The organism is Limosilactobacillus oris (genome assembly GCF_025311495.1).
GTDB classification, from domain to species: domain Bacteria; phylum Bacillota; class Bacilli; order Lactobacillales; family Lactobacillaceae; genus Limosilactobacillus; species Limosilactobacillus oris_A.
Map to the genome: position 1 here is coordinate 1,589,206 of NZ_CP104398.1, position 15,505 is coordinate 1,604,710.

The 15,505-nt window shown below is 49.2% G+C and carries 9 protein-coding genes, 1 tRNA gene, 3 rRNA genes and 1 pseudogene; 10 read left to right on the forward strand and 4 right to left on the reverse strand.

What is annotated here, in order from left to right; translation table 11 throughout:
* Nucleotides 1-178 precede the first annotated feature (178 nt).
* Nucleotides 179-700, reverse strand: coding sequence for a L,D-transpeptidase (locus N4599_RS07915; RefSeq protein WP_336604909.1), 522 nt, complete (start codon nt 698-700; stop codon nt 179-181).
* A 113-nt stretch (nt 701-813) separates the two neighbouring features.
* Nucleotides 814-2,127, reverse strand: a complete 1,314-nt coding sequence (locus N4599_RS07920) for an MFS transporter (protein WP_260898939.1) — start codon at nt 2,125-2,127, stop codon at nt 814-816.
* A 473-nt stretch (nt 2,128-2,600) separates the two neighbouring features.
* Here N4599_RS07920 and N4599_RS07925 point away from each other — a divergent pair.
* From N4599_RS07925 to N4599_RS07965, 9 genes and pseudogenes are all read left to right on the forward strand, one after another.
* A pseudogene (locus N4599_RS07925) lies at nt 2,601-4,057 on the forward strand (DHA2 family efflux MFS transporter permease subunit).
* A gap of 496 nt (nt 4,058-4,553) precedes the next feature.
* A 16S ribosomal RNA gene (locus tag N4599_RS07930) occupies nt 4,554-6,128 on the forward strand.
* Nucleotides 6,129-6,333: 205 nt separating this feature from the next.
* Nucleotides 6,334-9,257: ribosomal RNA gene (locus N4599_RS07935) — 23S ribosomal RNA — on the forward strand.
* A gap of 82 nt (nt 9,258-9,339) precedes the next feature.
* Nucleotides 9,340-9,456, forward strand: a 5S ribosomal RNA gene (rrf, locus tag N4599_RS07940).
* The 16S, 23S and 5S rRNA genes sit together here, the layout of an rRNA operon.
* 272 nt (nt 9,457-9,728) lie before the next feature.
* Entirely contained in the window at nt 9,729-10,418 is a 690-nt protein-coding gene (locus N4599_RS07945; RefSeq protein WP_260898941.1) for an HAD hydrolase-like protein, read from the forward strand.
* Nucleotides 10,399-11,091: an AzlC family ABC transporter permease gene (locus N4599_RS07950; protein WP_260898944.1), complete on the forward strand. Its 693-nt coding sequence runs from the start codon at nt 10,399-10,401 to the stop codon at nt 11,089-11,091. The genes N4599_RS07945 and N4599_RS07950 overlap by 20 nt, the downstream gene beginning before the upstream one ends.
* Entirely contained in the window at nt 11,091-11,429 is a 339-nt protein-coding gene (locus N4599_RS07955) for a branched-chain amino acid transporter permease (protein WP_260898946.1), read from the forward strand. The genes N4599_RS07950 and N4599_RS07955 overlap by 1 nt, the downstream gene beginning before the upstream one ends.
* A gap of 113 nt (nt 11,430-11,542) precedes the next feature.
* On the forward strand, nt 11,543-12,652 hold the full coding sequence (locus N4599_RS07960; protein WP_260898948.1) for a LysM peptidoglycan-binding domain-containing protein: 1,110 nt from the start codon (nt 11,543-11,545) through the stop codon (nt 12,650-12,652).
* Between the two features lie 13 nt (nt 12,653-12,665).
* A complete protein-coding gene (locus N4599_RS07965) occupies nt 12,666-13,130 on the forward strand; it encodes a hypothetical protein (RefSeq protein WP_260898950.1) in 465 nt (154 codons plus the stop codon).
* Between the two features lie 51 nt (nt 13,131-13,181).
* Here the strand turns inward: N4599_RS07965 and N4599_RS07970 are convergent, their stop codons facing one another.
* Both N4599_RS07970 and N4599_RS07975 read right to left on the reverse strand, forming a co-directional pair.
* Nucleotides 13,182-13,724: an RBBP9/YdeN family alpha/beta hydrolase gene (locus N4599_RS07970; protein ID WP_194176976.1), complete on the reverse strand. Its 543-nt coding sequence runs from the start codon at nt 13,722-13,724 to the stop codon at nt 13,182-13,184.
* Nucleotides 13,725-13,780: 56 nt separating this feature from the next.
* Nucleotides 13,781-13,853: transfer RNA gene (locus N4599_RS07975), tRNA-Ala, on the reverse strand.
* A gap of 252 nt (nt 13,854-14,105) precedes the next feature.
* On the opposite strand from N4599_RS07975, the gene N4599_RS07980 reads away from it, so the two are divergent.
* Nucleotides 14,106-15,503 (forward strand): sugar porter family MFS transporter, encoded by a 1,398-nt coding sequence (locus N4599_RS07980; RefSeq protein WP_194176977.1) that lies wholly within the window; start codon nt 14,106-14,108, stop codon nt 15,501-15,503.
* Nucleotides 15,504-15,505: the final 2 nt, after the last annotated feature.

Consider the following 15,505-nt stretch of genomic DNA (forward strand, 5'->3'; position numbering starts at 1 on the left):
TCTTGTAATAAATTGGTCGGACCAATTTGTGGACACACTCGGTTAACACTTAATCATTGTTTAAACAAATGGAAAATTTCATTAATCGGTTATCGCTTAAAACAAATAAATTTATTTTAAATTAAGGCTGGGTTGACAACAAAACACCCGCCTTTTTCGTTAAAAGGCGGGTGCATTCTTAGTTATCAACAACAATTTTGGTTCCGGTCGGCAAGCTGCTTTCTAACCATTTTGCGTCTGGGACGGAGAGGCAGACACAGCCGGGAGAACTAGGCTTTTTACCGAGTTTGGCAGCTTCCGACTTGATATAGTGGTGGTCAGGGCCGGTAACGACGGTGTGGAAGAGGTAGTTACCGTTCCAGGAAACGTAGTAGTTGGCCCCGAGCTTCAGGTCCGGGTTGTAAACCCAGTCGCCACGGGTCGGCTGAACCTGGAAAGTGCCAGTGGGGGTAACACTCTTGACCTTGCCGCTTTTCGGGTCCTTTTGAAACTTTCCAGCGGTACTGTACATCGTGTAGATTAACTTATGCCCACTGTACACGTAGGTCCGGTTGTGCTTGAGACTGACCCTGAGCCAGAGGTCGGGCGTCTTAGCCAGGTCCGGATAGGCACCCGTTTCTGATGACTTTTGCCAGTCGATCGGGGTGCGCATCTGGCTAGCATGCACGTTTGCCGCATAGCCGAGGCAACAAACGCCCACACCGAGCGTGGCTAGAAACCGATAAATAATTTTCTTCAATGTAAACTCTCACTCCAATAGTATGATTGCTGACTATTATAAGCGTTCTTTAATGAAGAAAAAAGGTCAAACGGCTACTTGGTGTAATCAACGTCTTTAGTTTCCTTGGTCAGCAGCCAGGCGATCACGGAAACCACGGCGAGGGCAAACATGTAGTAGCCGGCCGAGTAAAGGCCAAAGCGGCTGATTAGCCAGGTGGTGACGGAGGGGGCTACAGCAGCACCAACTACGGCGGCCAGATTATAGGTGATTCCGGCACCGGAGTAGCGAACCTTTGTCGGGAAAAGCTCTGGCAAGACGGCGCCGACCGGACCGTAGAGGGTTCCCATGATCACAAAGCCCAATCCAAGGAAGAGGAGCATTCCGCTCATGTTGTGCTGGCCCTGGAGGAAGTACGGAAAGACGAGGGAGAAAACAACGAGGGCACCAGACGCGGTGAGCAGGACTTTTTTCCGGCCAACCCGGTCGGCAAGGACTGAGGTCAGCATGATCAGAACTGCGAATTCAACGATGGCCCCCATTAGGAGCAGGAGAAATTCGGCGTGACTAAAACCAAGGGCCGTAGTGGCGTAGGAAAGCGACCAGGTCGTCAGGGTAAAGAACATGGCGTAAGTAGCTCCCATGATGAAAGTTCCCTTGAGGATTTCCCGCCAGTTGGATTTGAAAACCGCCCGTAGCGGTGACTTGGTAACGTTGTTCTTTTCCTGGGCGAGCTTGAACAGGGGCGTTTCTTGGAGTCGCCGGCGAACGTAGAGCCCGATGACGACGAGGACTGCGGACGCCCAAAATGGAATTCGCCAACCAAACGCGGTCATTTGGGCGGGAGTGAGCCAGTTTTCTAATAGGTAGAATAAGCCATTACAGATGAAGAACCCGATTGGCGCACCGACTTCTGGGAAGGCGCCGTAGAGGGCCCGCCGGTTAGCCGGGGCGTTTTCAGTTGCTACCAATACGGCACCGGACCATTCACCCCCGAGGCCGATTCCCTGGATAAACCGGCAGAGACAGAGGAGGACGGCTCCCCAGACACCGATGACCGAGTAGCCGGGGATAAAACCAATGGCAACGGTCGCAACCCCCATGACCAGGAGGGAAAGGACGAGGGTCTTCTTTCGTCCTAGCCGGTCACCAAAATGGCCGAAGAGAAAGGAGCCGACAGGTCGGGCAACGAAGGCCACCCCAAAGGTCAACAGGCTTAGGATTGTCGCCAGGACGGGAGTCATCTGGGGGAAGAATACACGCGGGAAGTAGGCTGCCGAAGCGGTACCGTACGCGTAAAAGTCAAAGAACTCAATGGCGGTTCCCATCATCGAAGCGAGAATGACGGTCTTCACGGGGTCGCGTTTGAATTTGGGGCGGGTTGTGGTTGTTAATACTGAATTTTCCATTTTAATACCTCTTTCTATTAATTAATCTTGTGAAGTTAAGGGCTGCTAATGTCGCTTTCCATCTTGCTCACCACCTTTGAGAAAATAAAAAGCCGGTGTGCTGCTGAACAGCTCACCGGCTTGACAGGGGAATGTCAATTACTGGTCACCGTTCGTATCGCCGTGGTGGTGATACGAACACGTCAAATTATCCGTATCACCTAGTTAATGATCCGGATAATAATGACGTTTAATTGATGACGGTTAGTAAATGACATTGTCCTGCCTCCTCTTTTTGATGGTTAATAATTTATCATGGGTGAAGTGAGAAGTCAATTAAAATTCTAACTATAATTTAATTTTAGCGTCGAACTTAATTTAATTAATGGGAGCTATTTATTATTGAAGAGATTATAGAAAATACTTACGAAAATTAACTGAATTTGCTAGAGTAACCACTTGTGCATATTAAAGAAGAGGAGAGTGGTTATTATATGGAAAAAATACGAAAGAATGGTCCGCTAATAAGCGTTCACCATCCGAAACTAGCGATGGTGAGCATGCTGCTTGGTGCGTTTGTGGGGATGTTTAGTGAAACGTCATTAAATATTGCCCTGCCGACTCTGGTGCAAGCCCTCCAAGTAAATACCGGAACCATTCAGTGGCTGGTAACCGGGTATATGTTAGTGATTGGAATCGTCTTGCCGTTGTCGAGCTTGATTAACCGCTGGTTTACTACTTGCCAGGTAATTATTTTTGCTCTGAGCGACTTCATCATTGGAGCAGCAATTTCCGCATTGGGGAGCAGTTTTGCGGTAGTACTGGTTGGCCGGATGATTCAGGGGATTGGTACTGGATTGATTCTTCCATTTAATGTTTGCGGTGGTTATGCAAATCTTCCCGCCACAAAAGATTGGTGCCGTAATGGGGATGTGCGCGCTGGTAATTATGTTTGCGCCAGCAGTTGGATCGACTTTGACCGGGCTGATTCTAGGAAAGCTCTCCTGGAACTGGATCTTTTGGCTCTTCATTCCCTTTCTGGCAATTGCCCTGCTTTTTGCGATTACCTCATTAGAGAACGTTGGCAACATTACCCGTCCCCACGTAGATGGATTATCACATAGTAGAATCAGCAATTGGGTGTTCGGGGTTAGTAATCGGGGCCTCACTGTCAAGCCGCTTTGGTTGGCTGTCCGTTCCTGTTATTACAGCATTGGCCACTGGCGTTGTAGTCCTGGCGTTCTATACCCACCGTCAGCTGCATTTAGCAGATCCAATCCTCAACTTACGGATATTTAAACACCGTGCTTTCGCTATTGGGACGGGGTTAGTAATGCTTGACTTTGGTATTATTTTATCCTCAATGTATTTACTGCCGATGTACATTCAAAATGGCCTCCTGTTGCTGGTTGCAATGGCGGGGATGATTATGCTGCCTGGGGGAGTGACGAACGCAATTACCTCTGCCGTTGCGGGGCGTCTTTATGACAACGTTGGGGCAAAGCGTCCTGCGCTTGTTGGCGTTGTACTCGCCCTAGTTGGGGTTCTAATGTTGCTGACTACGAGTACGCTGACTACGAGTACGCGGACTACGGTGACCTTTGTTATCGCTGCCCACGTAATTTTGATGATTGGGTGTCCGCTCTTTATGGCGCCTTCGCAGACCAGTGCCCTAAATGCGCTGCCGGGAATATCATCAAACGACGGGAGCACAATTTTGAATACTATGCAGCAAATTGTTGGAGCAGTTGCAACGGCGGTAGCGACAAGCCTGCTTGAGCTTGGAAGACAGGGGACGGCTGGTACCGCGGCTGCTCGCTTTACCACTGGTGCCCATTATGGCTTTTGCTTTACATTAATATTGGCAATTATCGCATTTGTCTTCGTAATTAATGATTCGGGAACCAGAAAATCAAAAATAATTCTTGCAATTAACTATAAAATAAACTAAAGTAGATAACTGTTGTCTCTGACAAATAAGTTATCTGCTTTTGATTGGTGCGCTGGCAAGTTCACAAACTATCTCAGTGGAATTCTTGTAATCTGGTTTCAATAACTAGATGGAGATAGCTATTTGAGAATAGAAAAATGAATTTGCTGTTAAACACGTCAAAACCTGATAACGATAGCCTGAATGCAGCACTTCATAAAATATATAAAAAAGTGTTGACGAGTATTTGACGAGATGATATTATAAATAAGCTGACTTATTGATAAGCAGTTGATGACTAATTCGAAAAAGTTATTGACAATCATTTAATAAGTTGGTATAATAAATTTGTAAGTTAGATTAATTTTAACTTACATGGTAGACCTTTGAAAACTGAACAAAGTTTCGACGAATCAAATGTGTAGGGTCTTCGGTCACTTCGGTGATTGAAGCAAAAACATTTGCGAAGTCAATTCGCTTAATTAATTTGAAATAGAGCTATTCAAGTTCTTATATTTTATATGAGAGTTTGATCCTGGCTCAGGATGAACGCCGGCGGTGTGCCTAATACATGCAAGTCGAGCGCACTGGCCCAACAGAAATGACGTGCTTGCACTGATTTGACGTTGGATTCCCAGTGAGCGGCGGACGGGTGAGTAACACGTGGGCAACCTGCCCCAAAGCGGGGGATAACATTTGGAAACAGGTGCTAATACCGCATAACTTGGAAAACCACATGGTTTTCCAATAAAAGATGGTTTCGGCTATCACTTTGGGATGGGCCCGCGGTGCATTAGCTAGTTGGTAAGGTAACGGCTTACCAAGGCGATGATGCATAGCCGAGTTGAGAGACTGATCGGCCACAATGGAACTGAGACACGGTCCATACTCCTACGGGAGGCAGCAGTAGGGAATCTTCCACAATGGGCGCAAGCCTGATGGAGCAACACCGCGTGAGTGAAGAAGGGTTTCGGCTCGTAAAACTCTGTTGTTGGAGAAGAACGTGCGTAAGAGTAACTGTTTACGCAGTGACGGTATCCAACCAGAAAGTCACGGCTAACTACGTGCCAGCAGCCGCGGTAATACGTAGGTGGCAAGCGTTATCCGGATTTATTGGGCGTAAAGCGAGCGCAGGCGGTTGTTTAGGTCTGATGTGAAAGCCTTCGGCTTAACCGAAGAAGTGCATCGGAAACCGGGCGACTTGAGTGCAGAAGAGGACAGTGGAACTCCATGTGTAGCGGTGGAATGCGTAGATATATGGAAGAACACCAGTGGCGAAGGCGGCTGTCTGGTCTGCAACTGACGCTGAGGCTCGAAAGCATGGGTAGCGAACAGGATTAGATACCCTGGTAGTCCATGCCGTAAACGATGAGTGCTAGGTGTTGGAGGGTTTCCGCCCTTCAGTGCCGAAGCTAACGCATTAAGCACTCCGCCTGGGGAGTACGACCGCAAGGTTGAAACTCAAAGGAATTGACGGGGGCCCGCACAAGCGGTGGAGCATGTGGTTTAATTCGAAGCTACGCGAAGAACCTTACCAGGTCTTGACATCTTGCGCCAACCTCAGAGATGAGGCGTTCCCTTCGGGGACGCAAAGACAGGTGGTGCATGGTCGTCGTCAGCTCGTGTCGTGAGATGTTGGGTTAAGTCCCGCAACGAGCGCAACCCTTGTTACTAGTTGCCAGCATTCAGTTGGGCACTCTAGTGAGACTGCCGGTGACAAACCGGAGGAAGGTGGGGACGACGTCAGATCATCATGCCCCTTATGACCTGGGCTACACACGTGCTACAATGGCCGGTACAACGAGCAGCTAACCCGCGAGGGTGTGCAAATCTCTTAAAGCCGGTCTCAGTTCGGACTGCAGTCTGCAACTCGACTGCACGAAGTCGGAATCGCTAGTAATCGCGGATCAGCATGCCGCGGTGAATACGTTCCCGGGCCTTGTACACACCGCCCGTCACACCATGGAAGTTTGTAACGCCCAAAGTCGGTGGCCTAACCATTTGGAGGGAGCCGCCTAAGGCGGGACAGATGACTGGGGTGAAGTCGTAACAAGGTAGCCGTAGGAGAACCTGCGGCTGGATCACCTCCTTTCTAAGGAATAAAACGGAACCTGCACATAGTTGAAACTTTGTTTAGTTTTGAGGGGTTTACCCTCAGAGCTTGTACTTTGAAAACTAAATAATATCTAATTTCTTTTTATTGAAAACAATAAACCGAGAACACCGCGTTATTTGAGTTTAATTAACGAAATAATCGCTAACTCAATTAATCAGGGTGATCACGAAGTGATCATCAAGGTTAAGTTATGAAGGGCGCATGGTGAATGCCTTGGTACTAGGAGCCGATGAAGGACGGGACAAACACCGATATGCTTCGGGGAGTGGTAAGTACACTTTGATCCGGAGATTTCCGAATGGGGAAACCCAACCAGCTTAGTCGTTGGTTACCTGACTAGTGAATCTATAGCTAGCAGGGGGAAGACGCAGTGAACTGAAACATCTCAGTAGCTGCAGGAAGAGAAAGAAACATCGATTCCCTGAGTAGCGGCGAGCGAAAGGGGAAGAGCCCAAACCAGTGAGCTTGCTTGCTGGGGTTGTAGGACTGAACAATGGAGTTACCAAGATGCGACGTAGTCGCAACAGCTGGGAAGCTGTGCCAGAGAGGGTGATAGCCCCGTAGACGAAACGTCACATTCTCCGTTCAGGATCCTGAGTACGGCGGGACACGTGAAACCCCGTCGGAAGCAGCGAGGACCATCTCGCAAGGCTAAATACTACCTAGTGACCGATAGTGAACCAGTACCGTGAGGGAAAGGTGAAAAGCACCCCGGAAGGGGAGTGAAAAAGTTCCTGAAACCATGTGCCTACAAGCAGTCGGAGCCCGTTAAAGGGTGACGGCGTGCCTCTTGCAGAATGAACCGGCGAGTTATGATTGCATGCAAGGTTAAGACGGAAAAGTCGGAGCCGTAGCGAAAGCGAGTCTTAAATGGGCGAATGAAGTATGTAGTTATAGACCCGAAACCAGGTGACCTACCCATGTCCAGGTTGAAGGTGCGGTAAAGCGCACTGGAGGACCGAACCCGTGTCAGTTGAAAATGGCTGGGATGAGGTGTGGGTAGCGGTGAAATTCCAAACGAACTTGGAGATAGCTGGTTCTCTCCGAAATCTCTTTAGGGGGAGCCTTGAGGAAAAGAATCATGGAGGTAGAGCTACTGTTTGGACAAGGGGCCCGTCATGGGTTACCAACTTCAGATAAACTCCGAATGCCATCGATTTATACTCAGGAGTCAGACGATGAGTGATAAGATCCACCGTCGAAAGGGGAACAGCCCAGATCACCAGTTAAGGTCCCTAAATATATGCTAAGTGGAAAAGGATGTGGAGTTGCATAGACAACTAGGATGTTGGCTCAGAAGCAGCCACCATTTAAAGAGTGCGTAATAGCTCACTAGTCGAGTGATCCTGCGCCGAAAATGTACCGGGGCTAAGCATATTACCGAAACTGTGGATGTGCACTACGTGCACGTGATAGGAGAGCGTTCTAAGGGCGGCGAAGTCAGACCGTGAGGACTGGTGGAGCGCTTAGAAGTGAGAATGCCGGTATGAGTAGCGAAAGACAGGTGAGAATCCTGTCCACCGAATGACTAAGGTTTCCTGGGGAAGGCTCGTCCTCCCAGGGTAAGTCGGGACCTAAGCCGAGGCCGAAAGGCGTAAGCGATGGCTAACAGGTTGAGATTCCTGTACCAGTTGAATGCGTTTGAATGATGGAGGGACGCAGGAGGCTAAGCGAACCGCACGATTGGAAGAGTGCGGCCAAGCAGTAAGTCAGTAACTGAGTCAAATGCTTAGTTGCGAGTTGACAAGCTGTGATGGGGAGTGAAATTAAAGTAACGAAGTCGCCGATGTCACACTGCCGAGAAAAGCTTCTAGTGAGTATTCAACTGCCCGTACCGCAAACCGACACAGGTAGTCGAGGAGAGAATCCTAAGGTGAGCGAGAGAACTCTCGTTAAGGAACTCGGCAAAATGACCCCGTAACTTCGGAAGAAGGGGTGCTGGTCGCAAGGCCAGCCGCAGTGAAAAGGCCCAGGCGACTGTTTATCAAAAACACAGGTTTCTGCAAAATCGTAAGATGAAGTATAGGGGCTGACGCCTGCCCGGTGCTGGAAGGTTAAAAGGATGGGTTAGCTTCGGCGAAGCTCAGAATTGAAGCCCCAGTAAACGGCGGCCGTAACTATAACGGTCCTAAGGTAGCGAAATTCCTTGTCGGGTAAGTTCCGACCCGCACGAAAGGCGTAACGATCTGGGCACTGTCTCAACGAGAGACTCGGTGAAATTGAAATCCCTGTGAAGATGCAGGGTACCCGCGACAGGACGGAAAGACCCCATGGAGCTTTACTGTAGCTTGATATTGAGTGTTTGTACTGCTTGTACAGGATAGGTAGGAGCCGTAGAAAGCGGAACGCTAGTTTCGCTGGAGGCGCTGGTGGGATACTACCCTTGCATTATGACCACTCTAACCCGCAGCACTGAACGTGCTGGGAGACAGTGTCAGGTGGGCAGTTTGACTGGGGCGGTCGCCTCCCAAAAGGTAACGGAGGCGCCCAAAGGTTCGCTCAGAATGGTTGGAAATCATTCGGAGAGTGTAAAGGCACAAGCGAGCTTGACTGCGAGACAGACAGGTCGAGCAGGGACGAAAGTCGGGCTTAGTGATCCGGTGGTTCCGCATGGAAGGGCCATCGCTCAACGGATAAAAGCTACCCTGGGGATAACAGGCTTATCTCCCCCAAGAGTCCACATCGACGGGGAGGTTTGGCACCTCGATGTCGGCTCATCGCATCCTGGGGCTGTAGTCGGTCCCAAGGGTTGGGCTGTTCGCCCATTAAAGCGGTACGCGAGCTGGGTTCAGAACGTCGTGAGACAGTTCGGTCCCTATCCGTCGCGGGCGTAGGAAATTTGAGAGGACCTGTCCTTAGTACGAGAGGACCGGGATGGACATACCGCTGGTGTACCAGTTGTTCCGCCAGGAGCATCGCTGGGTAGCTATGTATGGACGAGATAAACGCTGAAAGCATCTAAGTGTGAAACTCGCCTCGAGATGAGATTTCCCATTCCCTTCGGGGAAGTAAGACCCCACAAAGATGATGTGGTAGATAGGATGGAAGTGGAAGTGCAGTGATGCATGGAGCGGACCATTACTAATCGGTCGAGGACTTAACCAAGGCAAAGCGGAAAGGTTTGTTGGAAAGGGATAGATATTGTTTAGTTTTGAGAGCGCAAGCTCTCATCTCGGAAGAGATGAAGTGTGGTGATGATGGCTTGAAGGATACACCTGTTCCCATGCCGAACACAGAAGTTAAGCTTCAACACGCCGAAAGTAGTTGGGGGATCGCTCCCTGCGAGGATAGGACGTTGCCACGCAATTAGAAGTGGCTGGAATTAATTTCCAGCCACTTTTTTTGTTTTAAAAATAATTCACCATGTGGTACCGATTGTTCCAGAGGACGGCTGGCAAACGTCAGGAGTACAGAAAATGACTGGTAGCTCAAACGCTAATTAGTAGACTTGGTAGGAAGAACACCTTTCAAGTCGGTTGTCCTACCGCCAATTATGACAGGTATGACTTGATTTTGTGCTTAGATGGTAGTAAAAAATTAGTATTATGCAAACCTAGATTAAGGGGAATGGTAATTATGCAGGCAATTTTCTTCGATCTCGACGGAACCTTAACGGAATCGGGACCTGGAATTATCAAAGCGGTTCAATATGCTCTTAATAAGATGGGCTGTCCGGAAACTGACCCGCAAAAACTCCGGTTCTTTATTGGTCCGCCATTACTTGACTCAATGTTGCGCTTTCGGCCTTTTAGCCAGGAAGAAGCGGAGAAGGCGGTTGAGCTTTACCATGCTTACTATTGTAAGGAGGGAATCTTTGATAACCGGGTTTATCCTGGAATCCGTCAAATGTTAAAGGACTTACGAACAAGCAATGTTAAGCTAGCGGTGGCCTCCTCAAAACCGGAAATCCTGGTTCGGCAAATTTTGGACCACTTTGGTTTATCACAGTATTTCGACGAGGTGGTGGGTGCTAGTATGGACGGGCAGCGCAGTAAAAAAGCCGCCGTTATCGAAGAGGCCTTACGGCGGTTGGGATTAGTGGACCTCCGTAAGCAAGTATTAATGGTCGGTGATACAGCAAGCGACGTTAACGGTGCGAAGGTCACCCAGCTCGATTGCTGGGGCGTTAGTTATGGTTATGGTACTGTTGAGGAATTAAGGACTGCTGGCGCTGCTAAAATCTTGGCGACCGTCCCGGTACTGGAAAAGCAGTTAATTACTTTGCAAAGTGAATGGGGCGAAACTGGTGAAAAGAAATCCTTCTAATTTTCGTTATGCCTGGACCGCGAGTCTGCCGGTCCTTTTTGGCTACGTCACGCTGGGCTTTGCCTATGGGTTATATATGCACAACCTTGGTTTTTCATTTTGGTACCCTCTCCTGATGGCGATGACAATTTACGGCGGCTCGGTTGAATTTTTTATCGCTAACTTACTCCTTCAGCAGTTTAACCCGCTCAATGTGTTATTGATAACGGCGGTGCTGGGATTTCGGCAGTTTTTCTACGGGGTCGCGATGTTAAGCAAGTATCCGCAACATGGCTGGCGAAAGTGGCTCCTGATTTTTGGCTTGAGTGATGAAACTTTTGTCTTGAACTACTATACCAAGATTCCGGCCGGCTACGACTCCACCGTGGTGCGCACGTGGATCTCGGTACTGGACTATTTTTACTGGGCGTTCGGTGCCCTTTGTGGCGGCTGTCTGGGCGGAGTGCTGAACTTACAAGTCAAGGGCCTTGATTTTGTGATGACGGCATTGTTCCTGGTACTGGCCGTGGAGCAGTTTTTAAAAGAAAAGAATCACTGGAGTTCACTTAGCGGCCTAGTAATTACCATTGGCTGTCTACTGGTCTTCGGTAAGTCGTACTTTATGATTACCACTTTGCTGCTGCTCGTGCTTGAATACTACTGGTTTAGCTACCGGAAAGGAGACAGTGCTTGATGAGTGTTATTCAACAGCTTGTCACGATTGCCCTTGCGGTGGTAACCAACTTTATTACTCGCTGGTTGCCATTCCAGTTGTTTACTCACAGCAAGGATGACCGCCAGGAGCCAGCGCCCTTTATTAAAGGATTAGGGGCGTTCCTGCCGCCGGCGATCATGACCATGCTGGTCGTTTACTGCTACCGAAATTTAAATTTTGTGCACCTGAACCAAAGTTTGCCTGAATTATTGGCTGGGCTGGTCACCGTGGGGGTTCACTTGTGGCAACGGAAGATGTTCCTTTCGCTTACCCTGGGGACGCTCTGTTACATTCTACTGGTTAATTTTGTCTTTTAATGTAAAACAAGCGCCGTTAATGGGGATAAATCCCTGCCAACCATTGAACGAATGCCCAGCAAGTGTTAAAATAAACCTGCTTTAATAACGTTATTATTCTGGGAGGAATATTTATGAAGATTAGTAATAAGAAACGGCTGGTAGCAGTTTTCATGACTGCTGTCTTAGCCGGTCCGGTACTAGCATCTTCAGTGGCAATGGCCGACAACGCAACTGGGTCCCCAGCAGAACAAGCCGACATTACCAACTGGATTGCCAATACGCCGCAACAGGTTTCTAACAACATGGTAATGCAGCACATTGACATGAACAACCTGAATGGAACGCGTTACATTATCCAGTGGGGAGACACTCTGTCCAGTATTTCTGCTGCAACGGGCATTTCTGTTGCCAAACTTTGCTATGACAACAATATTCAAAATGCCAACCTGATTTACGCAGGTGACGTTTTGATCCTTAATCGTAATGGGGACGTTCCAGCAGGTTACAATCCCAACGTTAATCCGAACGCAGTTGCCCAAACGCGGGTAACCATCAACAATGGGCCAAAGACCGTTAACATTTATGCACCAAAGTCAGTTAAAAAGATTTACAACGAGCAAGTTGATAATTCAAAGACTGATGACCATTCAAACAATTCTGAGAACAATGTATTTGCGGCACCGGCTGATGCTAAGAATAGTACTTCTGATAATCAACAAAGTCAGCAAAGCGCTGATTCGACAAGCGACAGTGAGTCTGACAGCCAAGAATCAAGTAGCACTAGTGCCAAAACCAAGACGAGAAACGCGGCAGCTACTAACCACGGCAAGCATCACTCCTCATCAGTATCTGCGTCTGATATTGTTAGCGGCCTAGAAAGCGTTGCGGGCGACTCTAAGCTGTCCTTTGAGGAAGGCGACGGCGGTGAGGACGCTGACCAGGTTGATGTTGATTCTGCTGTAATCCTGAAAGCTGCTAAGAAGGGTGATTACGAGAAGGTCCTTTCCGAAATTAAGGATGCCCTTGGTGACAAGGCTAAGGATGGCACGACCGTCTACATTGAAAAGGATGGTAACGAGATCAACGTTTACGCTGTAGAAAGTGATAATGGTAACAGCAGTGAAGACAGTAATAAAGACGATGGAGATAGTGACAGTCAAAGCAACAACAACGATGATGATAGCAACAGCCAAGCTACCAACGACAATCAAGAGACTGACACGACCGATGATGACGACTAGTAGGGGATAAACGATGCAGAAGAAAACTAAAGTTATTATTTCGGTAATTGTTGCTATTGTAGTCGTCTTGGGCGGATTCTACCTCTACGCTAGTCACTCAGTAGCCCGTCACGTGCCGGGCCACGTTTACGAATACACCTCGATTTCTGGAAACCAGAAGGCCTACATGACTTTTGCCAAGAGCGGCGATGAAGTTGTCGTAACTCCAAGCAGGGACAAAGCACTTAAGGCTAATGATAGTGATAGTGCTTTCCAGACTGTCTACCAGGATGAGGCTGACCAAGGCAAGTGGAATTACGAAGCCAAGGGCAGCAAGCTGACCTTATCCAAGACGCAGGATAATAAGGTTTCACTCTGGCAATATAACCACGTCCTGGCTTTCGGTAAAAAGATTCACTCGAGCAGCTTCAGCTACCAGATTGCGAATGCTGGTCAAGGGGTTGACCGGAAGGCAACCAACTTTGAGCAAATTCGTTAACTAAATACGCACCTACTCTTTATATACGGGAGTGGGTGCGTATTTCACTTTTTATTTGGCAATTCGTTGTAATTCTTTGGCAGCCAGCGGGAAGGTGGTGAAACCGTCACTACTGAGGAAGTGACCACCGGTAGCCTGGCCGATGAACTTGGCATTGAGGGCGCGGGCCACCTGAGCGCTTCCCGTGAACGGGGCAATTGGATCGTCCTGGGCCGCAATCACCGTTGCTTGGCTGACTTTGGGAGTGACCTGGTTGTATTGAAGCAGTGGAGTAACAAACCCGTCTAGTTGTGGGTAGGTTGGCAGCGGCTGGTCAAAGGCGCCGACTAACAGGAGCCGGGCATCCCTTATCTGTTGACGTTCGATAAAACGTAAGGCACTGATGCATCCCAGACTGTGGGCCACTAGTACTAGCCTATTTTCGGCTGGAACCTGTTGGTCAATGGCTCGTGCCCATTCGGTAGGCGAAGGATTAAAGGGCTCCGGGAGCCAAATCCGGTCAAGGCTAATTGCCGGGGCGACTGCCTCTTCTAGCCAGGGGAACCAGTCGTCGTCCCGTGTCGAGGTACCGTGAATTAAGTATGCTTTAGTCATTAGTTATCCTCCTTACTAAAAAACGTCTGACCGTTGTAGCCAGACGCATTTTTTTATGGACCATGCGAGATTCGAACTCGCGACCTCCTGCATGCGAAGCAGACATTCTCCCAACTGAACTAATGGCCCGTTCCATGTTTATTATACCAGTAGTTTAAAAAATTGCCAGCGCTTGCGAGTCGGGGTTGGCAAAGGCTGAAAGAAACAATTAGCTTACAAATGTGCTATACTGAAATTAGTGATTAACCGAGTGGAAATTTTCCCTCGAAATAATGGCTCCTCGATTTGAAGCAAAATTGGGGAGTTTTTGTTTTTCCCTCAGTAAAAGGAGGATGGTTAATTATTCATAGTCAAGCAAGCGAACGATTAAGGAAAATAGCGTTGGTTGTAACCTTAGGTGGTCTGCTCTTTGGTGTTGACACGGGGGTGATTAACGGGGCCTTGCCATACATGGCCGCACCCCAACAGCTAAACCTAACGTCAGCGGAAGAGGGTCTAGTCACTTCAGTAATTACTCTCGGGGCGGCCATCGGGGCTCTAACGGCGGGAAAACTAGCGGACCGTGACGGCCGGAAACGAATTTTGTGTTACCTAGCGGTGCTCTTCTTCTTTGGGACTCTGTTCTGCGCGACCGCACCGAATGCCTGGTGGCTGATTAGTTTCCGCTTTATCCTTGGCCTGGCCGTGGGTGGGGCATCGGTCATCGTGCCGACCTACCTTGCCGAAGTGGCGACCGCGGGTTTGCGGGGCCGGCTGGTGACCCAAAATGAGCTGATGATTACTGGCGGCCAACTGCTCGCCTTTACGGTTAACGCCATCCTGGGCACCTGCTTTCCCGGGGTCACAAGTATCTGGCGGGAAATGCTTGCTTTTGGGATGCTCCCGGCATTCCTCCTCTTTTGTGGCACCTGGTTTGTTCCTGAATCGCCGCGCTGGCTGATTATGAAACGGCGGCCCCAAGCAGCCATTGCTATTCTTGATCGGATCAGGCCCAATCACCAGCAGAGCCTGGCAGAGGTCCAGAGTGTGACGGCAATTCTCAGACGGCACCGGAATACGAAGGCCGCGGGTTTACGGGACCTTCGCCACCCCTGGGTGCGTCACCTGGTATTGCTTGGGGCTGGCCTAGGAATAATTCAACAGTTTGTCGGCATTAATATCATGATGTATTACGGCACCAGCATCCTGATGAAAGTTGGTTTTGGCCACCGGGCCGCCCTTGTTGCCAATATTGGGAACGGCCTAACTTCCTTTATCGCGACCGCAGTTGGAATGCGACTGATGTATACAGTTGCTCGGCGGCGGATGCTGTTAGTGGGAATTACGGGGACCGGCTGCTCACTGCTGGTCATCACCCTCGGCATCCTTTTTCTGGGTCAATCACGGATCCTTCCTCTGGTGGTGATTGGTTCTACTATGACCTTCCTGGCCTTTTTCCAGTCCTGCGTCTCGCCGACGACCTGGGTGCTGCTGTCAGAAATTTTCCCCCAGCAGCTCCGAGGACTCGGGATGGGAATTGCCACCTTCTGTCTCTGGATGGCAAACTTTCTGGTCGGCTTTAGTTTTCCACTGATGATGGCTCACTGGGGTGGTGGAGGGACCTTTGCCTTCTTCATTGCTTTCAATGCCGTAGCCTGGATATTCTCATGGAGCTTTGTTCCAGAAACTCAGGGTAAGAGTCTGGAGCAAATCCAGCTTGAGCTGCGGGCACAGCTGCAAACCAGCAGCCACCATCACCGTCACCACCACCGGGGAAACAGCTTGCAGATACAGAGTTAATG